The organism is Photobacterium damselae, from assembly GCF_003026815.1.
Lineage (GTDB): Bacteria > Pseudomonadota > Gammaproteobacteria > Enterobacterales > Vibrionaceae > Photobacterium > Photobacterium damselae.
The window spans coordinates 20,456-28,180 of the sequence record NZ_PYOG01000037.1 but is presented as its reverse complement, the minus strand read 5'-3'; the positions used below and the strand labels follow the sequence as shown (position 1 = coordinate 28,180).

At 44.3% G+C, this 7,725-nt stretch carries 7 protein-coding genes; 1 reads left to right on the top strand and 6 read right to left on the bottom strand.

Annotated elements, in window-relative coordinates:
• Window positions 1–155: 155 nt before the first annotated feature.
• Window positions 156–2,270 (bottom strand): type IV conjugative transfer system coupling protein TraD, encoded by a 2,115-nt coding sequence (gene traD, locus CTN07_RS20060; RefSeq protein ID WP_005306780.1) that lies wholly within the window; start codon window positions 2,268–2,270, stop codon window positions 156–158.
• A gap of 106 nt (window positions 2,271–2,376) precedes the next feature.
• On the opposite strand from traD, the gene CTN07_RS20055 reads away from it, so the two are divergent.
• Window positions 2,377–2,766, top strand: a complete 390-nt coding sequence (locus CTN07_RS20055; protein WP_036766177.1) for a hypothetical protein — start codon at window positions 2,377–2,379, stop codon at window positions 2,764–2,766.
• Window positions 2,767–2,780: 14 nt separating this feature from the next.
• Here CTN07_RS20055 and CTN07_RS23140 read toward each other — a convergent pair whose 3' ends face one another.
• From CTN07_RS23140 to CTN07_RS20035, 5 genes are all read right to left on the bottom strand, one after another.
• Window positions 2,781–4,346, bottom strand: a complete 1,566-nt coding sequence (locus CTN07_RS23140) for a hypothetical protein (RefSeq protein ID WP_232282492.1) — start codon at window positions 4,344–4,346, stop codon at window positions 2,781–2,783.
• The gene (locus CTN07_RS23135) at window positions 4,300–5,478 is read right to left on the bottom strand and encodes a conjugal transfer protein TraG N-terminal domain-containing protein (protein ID WP_249030816.1); all 1,179 of its coding nucleotides are present in this window, start codon (window positions 5,476–5,478) and stop codon (window positions 4,300–4,302) included. The genes CTN07_RS23140 and CTN07_RS23135 overlap by 47 nt, the downstream gene beginning before the upstream one ends.
• An 18-nt stretch (window positions 5,479–5,496) precedes the next feature.
• Entirely contained in the window at window positions 5,497–6,867 is a 1,371-nt protein-coding gene (locus CTN07_RS20045; RefSeq protein ID WP_005306782.1) for a conjugal transfer protein TraH, read from the bottom strand.
• Entirely contained in the window at window positions 6,864–7,346 is a 483-nt protein-coding gene (gene traF / locus CTN07_RS20040; protein ID WP_050787858.1) for a conjugal transfer protein TraF, read from the bottom strand. Before traF ends, CTN07_RS20045 begins: the two co-directional genes overlap by 4 nt.
• An 85-nt stretch (window positions 7,347–7,431) precedes the next feature.
• Window positions 7,432–7,722, bottom strand: a complete 291-nt coding sequence (locus tag CTN07_RS20035; RefSeq protein WP_036766180.1) for a hypothetical protein — start codon at window positions 7,720–7,722, stop codon at window positions 7,432–7,434.
• Window positions 7,723–7,725 lie beyond the last annotated feature (3 nt).

Sequence of the window (7,725 nt, the reverse complement as noted above, 5' to 3'; positions counted from 1 at the left end):
CAGATTCTGTCTTAATTGACTTTGCGGCTTCACGAGCAAAAGCTTCGAGTGCTTTCTTATCCATATTGTCCATCCTTAACCTTTAAGGTTTAAGTTTAGACAGTTACACAGAATTCAGGACACTCTCTGTATGTATCTTCAAGCACCCGTACTTCTTAATCGAAAGGCATCATGTCATTGTTAATCATCGTTTCCTCTGTTTCTCTCAATGCTTGTTCAGTCTGGTCAATGGTTTCAAGTTGACGTTTCATTGCTTTATCCTCTTTCAGTTTCTGAGCGTCAAGCTCTTGATCATTGTTATGAGTTTTTGTCTCTTTTCCTTCTTCCAATTTCTCTCTTAATTCCTGCGCATCCTCTTTCATGCGTTCACGCTCATTATCAAAACTTTCTTGATCTTCATGTTGTGCGCGGTGAATACGAAGCAGGGCTTTTTTATCTTCATCAGGAAGGGCTAGAAGGGCGCCGATTTGATAATGAGCTATCTCACCATCTAAGCGGCGCATTGTCTTACTGGATTCATACTCACGTTTAATAAATGAGTGGGCGACAGCCTTCATATCATCATAAGCGAGATTTAAGCGGGTGATAGGGAAGCCCCCAAAGGTTCGATACCAGCACTGCAGATCATCAAGAGCCATGATTTCCGATGGCATCACAGCAGGGCGGGTGATGGTCTGGTGTCCAAGAGAAATACCATCACGAACCGTATTAGCACCATAGCTATACTGCTCTTTTGATATTTCGACCTCTTGCTCTCCAAGATCCTTACTGGCCCTCTCAGCCATTGGGGATGATGGATTACGGAAATAGAATCGAGTATTGAGTAGATCATACATTTCATCGGCGGCGTGTTGGCCGTAGACTTTGACAAATTGAGCGTAGGATTGGAATCCTACTAAATAACATCCACCATGCTTACGAACCTCAGCAAGTGTTGACGCTAAATCAGGGAGTTTGTGTAGGCTTGGTAATTCATCAATGATCACCCAGATACGGCGCGAAGCACTTTCATTCAACCCTAATATCGCAGTTGAGGCGGTAGATAACCACATTGATATTAAAGGACGAAGTGAGACATGTTGTTGAGCGTTTGAGGTTAAGAATAAAAAGCCTTTTTCGTTATCATCGAGCACCCAATCTTGAACCGAGAAGGCTTTTCGTGCTTTCCCGTCCTTATCTGGCTTATCAAGTCCTTCTAAGTAACGCAGGGACTTGATGTAAGTGGCTAGAATGGATTTCACTGAAACCGCGATCTTATCGGCTTTTTCATCCGTAATGGATGAGGCAGACGTTCCTTTTAAGAAATCCCTTAATACCGAAGTGGGTGTTTTTAGTATGTAATCCAGTAATCGTTCATTACTTAACTCTTTACCATCTTGCGTCATTTGATAGGCGGTGTTGGTAAATATAGTACGAGCTGCCTCGATCCAGAAGGGATCGCCGTGGCCGGTGTCTGCAATCAAAGCCGTCGCTAAGTTTTCAAAATCTGAGAACTCTTTGCCGTCATACCAGATTTTCCAATCAACCGAGCGTTCATCAAAGGGATTTAAAATGGTATCTAATTTGGGGTCATAGAATCGAGAGACAAAGGTACAACCTTTGTCATAGATGATGGCTTTGTCACCACGGGCACGAATTTCACGAATTAGTTTACGAATGGCGACCGATTTACCTGTACCTGTTGACCCACTAAAGGATAGGTGACGGATTTCAAAATCGTTCGGTAAGATTTGTAAGCCATCAATTTTGAATGTGGATGGTTTTTTCTGTTGTTTAATGCGTTTTTCAAGCTCTTTAGGTGTTGCTATTTCAACCCCTCGCACTAAGTAGTCTTGAGTTTGCTCTTTACCTTTAGAGGTGAAGTATCGACTCAGTAACGACAAAAACACGATCATAGCAACAAATGAGAAGGCAAAAGCCAGTGAAATAGTTCTAAAGGTACTATGAACATCATTCATGAATTTGGGTTTTGCCAAAAGCTCTTTAGCGACGTACTCAAATTGACGGCCATCATGAGTTAGCATGATGGTCGCTCCTGGATTCATGGAGACCATTTTCGCGTGAAAGTAGGCTTGGATAACGGCCCAATCGTTGGCTGAAATGAATAAGAAGCAGTAAGCGATAGTAAATATGAGGGAAACCCAGAGGCCCCAAGAGGCAATACGCTTGATGATTTGAAAGTACATGCGCCAGTTGTGAAAGAAAATTTGGCCGCCGCGAGTAAACGCTTGGGAGTCAGATTTTGGACGCTTTCGATGTTTAGATAACATGATCGATAATCTCCTTTAATTGATCGCAAAACGCACCTGCAATCGTTGATTGAGGTGATCGTTAAGGGTAAAATTGGTGAAAAGTTGAACGAAAAGGAGCGCAATAATGACAGACAAATTAGAAACATTGACCGGCAAAATAGATGCGCTCCGCGCTAAGGAATTTAGTGACGAAGAAATTAATGCTTTGCTAAACCACTCTCAAAGTGACCACCAAGACTCCCTAGGTGGGCTCTTTAATAATGGAGCGACTAAAGATGAGTGGAATGAGCAGGTTGATAATGCTGAAAAGCTCTACCTTAAACAAACAGGAGTAGGTGTAGCCTCCCTACTAGCTGGCTTGATAGCTTTTTCCCTTGGAAGTAATGATATTATCCCGATGGATTGGGGGGTGATAGGATTATTCTTAGGGATGGGAGGTATATGGATAACAATGGCCTATTATGCCCCCAAAAATCGAGAGCAATTTAAATTCTTCATCAAAAAGCGGCGCTAAAAAGCGCCATTTTTTTACTTCAATCCTCGTCCTTTTTTGATATCGGCAAGATCGTCTTGGACATATTGCCTTGAATGAGTTTGGGTATCACGGTTATCGGCATAGTCCTCGTGGTGATACAATTTGTCTTGTTCAACGTGAGTCTTGCTATCAAGCTCAGTTGATTTTATTTGCTCCTTCCTCGCCTCAGAGTCAATTTTCCCTGCCTGACTCTGGTAGAAACCTTGTAAGTCAGTGCCTTGCATTGCTTTAGCTTGATGCCCAATATGACTGTTATCGAGTGACTCTTTGAGCTCAGAGCGATAACTGGCGTACTTTTGTTCAAAGAAGGCTTGGACATAGGCATCACGTTCATCATTAATCGATGGTGATGTTCCCACCATTAATGCTTCTACATGGTCACAGCCTCTATCCACAAGGAACTGCTGGAACTCAGGGATTAAGTTCTTATTAAGAGCAAGGCTGCCGGTTTGGGTATCGTGTAGAGCCGAAGTGTAAGCCTGCTCACGAGAGTAATTAGCGTTATAGCTTTCAGCGTATTGCTTCGCTTCTTTTAACCCTTCATTGATGCTAGAAACCGCTTGGCGGTTCTCACCTCGTAAGTCCTCAGTCCTATTGGAGTTCGCAAACTGCTCAAATGCTGACATGGCATCATTAAACTGATTTTGACGTGAATTTGAAGTTCGACTGGTTCTATCGGTGCGATGAGAATCGGTTGAGCTATCAGAAACAGTTAACTTTTTCCCTCCATTTGCGCCAATACTTCCTGTCAGCTGAGCTTTACCCACAGGTAAAGAACCAGATAAGCCTCCCGATACATTGAATCCCAAATAGTCATCAACCATTTTTTTATAGGCCTCTTCATACGAAACCCCTTTCGATTTGGCTTCATCAGCAACGACACCATCCATTTTAGTGAGGGTATCTTGCAAAGATGAGTTCATGGTGTGTTGAGTACCACTGCCATAGCTCTGATTGCGACTGGCTGCATGAGTTAAACTCAGCATTTGGTCTGTCACACTTCCCATCGTTTGGTTGTATGAAGTGCTGGCTTGAGTGGCCGCTCTCTGCGCCTCCGTTATTCCCTGGCTTAACGCCCTCGTTTGAACATCGCCACTGGTGATATCAAATGTCGTCCTAGATACCGCCCCCTGGGTGTTATAGACCGCACCACCAGAAGGTAATAAGGTTGTACTAGAGCCATCAGCGCGTTGAGTAAGAGCGCCATAACTCTGATTGCTGTAGGTAGTATCAAACTTATTACTGTTTGCAGTGTTGGTCTGCCAAGTATCGGTCTGAACCACACCATAGCTGATGTCACCACTGGCCGCTGCACCGGATGCTCTTACTGCATTAGAGTTCAACATACTGGTAACTTGCTGTGTCGCCGCGCCAACCATAGCCATACCGCCAGAAAGGGATGCTTTGGCAATAAAAGGAACCAGCATCATTAAGCCCCCTGCAATAGCCGCATACTTCATATGAAGTGCCACAATCGGGTCAGAATAATCAAGAGACATTCCTTTCATCAAATTAGTCGTATTTGCCCCAGCCGCTTCTAGCTGGTAGGTCATGATCATATTGATAAAACTGAAATACATCGGCCAAAGGGCAATGAGGAAGAACCCCCCCCCCACAATACCCCTTTAGCATACGCGCTGTCATATTTGGAATGAAGGCCATTAAAAACACAGGGATGGATGAGCAGGCCAGCAGTAAAATTAATGCAGAGTGAATAATCGGCAACCACTCCATCGCATTAAGCCCCATCGTTGTTAACGCCGATTGGGTCTGCATTTGACTATGAGTTCGAGCATAATTAAACGCCGATGCCGAGGCATTAACACTGGCCGCCCCATCATAGAGTCCATCACGAATAGCATTGATAGCCAGATTCTGCCGGAGTGTTTCAGACGCCCCTTTGTTGATCCCAAAGAACGTATTATAGCTGTTGGCAACGGCGGTTTTTATCACCCCTTGCTCTTGTCCCACACGACCGACATTTGCCCAATTACTCAATAAGGGCCATTGTTTCTCAGCCTCTTCATTAAACCTCTTTTCCAGTTTGGGTAGTGCTTCTTTGCAGGTAATAAAATCCCCATCCATTAAAATACGGCGAACGGGAGAGGGACGATTATTACGCAAGAACTCAAAGATATCGGTAGCATTAGCAAATTGAGACCAGGTGTATTTATTGTTAATGGTCATGTCTTTTCGGATACAGTTTTGTAGATACTGGCTCCAATAGTTCTTTAATTTGGAATCTTGGATAGAAACTTGATTGGTAAGGCCAATGACCTTTGAACCGAATAACATCCCTGACTTACTGTAGGCTGCATCATTGGGGAGTCTAAAAACCGTATCAATCACATGAGCCATGCCATACATAAACATGGTGGCATAGCTGATAGGGGCAGCAACCCCTATCGGTACATTATCAACCAGGTAGGTTCTACCTAGCCCACTGGAATCATCAATACGAACGGTGACTTTGGGCGCGAGCAAAAGCGTTGTAATGAGTAAATAAGAGAAGAAATACATAAGTATTTGGTTAGGGTCGCGGGTGAAGAAGAACTGCACCGCTGTAATGAAAACGGCGATAGCCCCCACCATAAACATAAGGTCTACCCAGCTCGTGCCATTAAAAAAAGTGGCAAGGGCGTTAAACACCGCCCATGCGGTTTTACCGCCGGTAAAAGTGTAGACGTCCATCACATTTGTCGCCATAGCTTAATCCTTACTAAATAATAGGCTTGCCCGAGTTTGAGCTGAGAATTGTCCTTCGACTCGTTGCTCTAACTGCATGGTGGCTTGGATAATAGACTGCTCTGCCTCAAGACTCTGCAGGGCTTGAACTCGAATTAAACGCATTTGCTCACTGGCTTGGGTAATGACTGCATAGAGCTTATCAACATCCTCCGGAGCGCTTCCTTTTGAATCAATGGCCGTCTTAATAAGACGAAGGGCATCTTGTAAATAGGCGGTCACCAAATCGGTTGAGATCACGGTGGCATAGTCATTGACGGTGGCATCGAGGCTATAGCCAGATTCAAGGCTGACGGTCATCATTTTTAAGACAGGAAGAGAGATAGACTCTAAGAACTGCTTTTCACTGTCTGATAAGCCTTGGTCTTTTTTGTATTTCTCGATGATGCTGCGAAGGATTTTGCTGACCTTAAATTTAAGTGTGTCATGTTGTGAAAATGACATATCTTGAATTTTGGGTTTAAGACACTGGTTTTCACCGTAATTATTGCATCGGTATACTTGAGCCTTACCCCCGAGGGTGAGCAAATTGATTAAGTCATTACTGGTAGTAAGCAGGGAGGGATAACGGATAACATCTCCCTTTTCGTTATAAACGATGGTGCCCGACAGGGACATAAAGAACTCAGAGGTATTATCGTCACGGATTGTTGAGTATTTTTTCAACGAGTACCAGATAATATTACGATTGACCGGAATATGCTCTTTTAGATTGCGGTCTTTCGAGGCTTGTTTGATGCCATCATTAACGGCACTTTCATTATTACAGCCGTTTTTAGCGGCGGCCCAGTCAGCAAACTTGTTATTTTGGGTTCCCATTGTTGAGCAAATATATTGCTTGTTGCCCACACCGGCAAAGCCAGCTAGGGCAGCGACACCGGCTTGAGCGGTTTCACAAGAGTTAACTGATAGCGCATTAATTTCACGGGCGATGGCTTCAAGACGGTCTTTAATTTGTTTTAGTTGTGGCGCCCAAGTCTGCAGAGCAAGGTCTACGGCAAAAGGAATGGCATTAGAGACAATGGCCTTACCCATTTGTACTAATTGATCACTATTGATAAACGAAAATCCGCCCGAGAATAAATCAATACCGCCACAACCGGCTTTGATTTCAGGGACAGTAAACGCGGCCATCTGAGCCTGCTTAACCGGTGTTCGGATATAAGCGCCACCCCCTGAGTAGTAACTGGCCATTTGGCCTTTATAGGATTGAGGGGCGGTGATATTACCTTGGTAATTAAGCCCATCAAAAAAGCCCCCAAGATCCCCTGTGGTTCCAGCAAAAGAAGAGGCAGAGAAGGCCATTAATACGGCTAATGCCACGATTTTATTCATTGTAAGCGCTCCTTAATGTGAGGAAGCGTTAAGCTAGCCTTATAGGTTGTCTGCAGAGCACTCAGCGGTACGTTCCCCAAACCTAACGTGACATGTTTTTTATTGTTAAGGTTGACCAAAAAAAGGGCGGGGAAAGATATATTAGAGGTTGAGTGATAAAACTCCTGCACAATATCTTGGGTTGCAGTTAGGGGGTCGGGATACTGAGGTAGCCCCAATCCATCTACAGAAAAGGCGTAGACCGGTAAGCCTGTTTGTTTGGCGAAAATCTTAAGCGTGGGGGCGAACTTATGACAATACGGGCATTTGGAGCTAAAGAAAAAAGCGAGGCCATACTCGGTTTTGATAGGGGCAGTCACCGCCTGCGCCGGCTCTGGGCGATTCATGGCATCAGCAAGAGCTTCTTTAACGGGATTGGCTTGAGTCAAAAATGAGGCGAAGCAAAGTGCTGCTAAGCCCAAGGTTGGGAGCAGTTTCATAATAGGTTATTCCTTATGAGGCTTAATTAGCTAAACGTGTGAAGTCGGACAGGATGGTAGTTAGGTAGCATGAGATTTTAATTACTTACACTCCAACAAAATCCTCAATAGTCACCACGCTTAACGGGCGATCACAGGCAAGAAACACTCTGTCATCCTCATCAAAAAGGGTATCAATAAGACAGAGTGAGTGCCTTTGTAACTGATTGTATTGGTACGGGTTTGGCTTTTCTATCACACCGCGGACAGTCTCCGGTGGGGCACGCCAAAATAGGATATCACCACGCTCATTTTGACAGGCACATCGCGCACCTGACGGCCATTGTGCAAGGTGTTTTCTTAATAAAGAGCATAACGTGCTCGTTGATTTTTTCATTAT